Annotated in this window: 1 pseudogene; it reads left to right on the plus strand. The window is 61.4% G+C overall.

Features of this window, described 5'->3' with window-relative positions:
- Positions 1-435: pseudogene (locus AACY49_RS31210) on the plus strand (DUF927 domain-containing protein); the annotation flags it as partial.

The following is a 435-nucleotide window of genomic DNA, read 5'->3' on the forward strand; positions in this document are numbered from 1 at the left end:
GCTTCGCCTTGATGAACTGGCTCAGCGCAGTGACGCACCGGTCGTTTTGTGCGAGGGCGAGAAAGCCGCAGACGCTGCCGCCGAACTGTTGCCTGACTATGTGGCAACGTGCTGGCCGAACGGCTCTAACTCCTGGCACAAAGCCGATCTGACGCTGCTCAAGGAACGCGACGTGGTGTTGTGGTCGGACAACGACGACATTGGCAAAGCCTGCATGGAAAGCGTCGCCGAGAAGCTGCGCGAAATCGGCGCCGCCTCGGTTCGAGTCATTGCGTTGGAGGTGTTCAAACGCAAGCCCACGCAGAAGAACGAGCGCGCCACCTTCGCCAAAGGTGGTCAATGGAACGACGGCGATGACGCCGCCGATGCGCTCGCCAAAGGCTGGACAGCTGCGCACTTCGCAGAGCTGGAAAGCAGCGGCGAGCTGTTCGGCAT

Origin of the sequence: Pseudomonas sp. EL_65y_Pfl2_R96 (genome assembly GCF_963970905.1) — a bacterium.
GTDB lineage: Bacteria > Pseudomonadota > Gammaproteobacteria > Pseudomonadales > Pseudomonadaceae > Aquipseudomonas.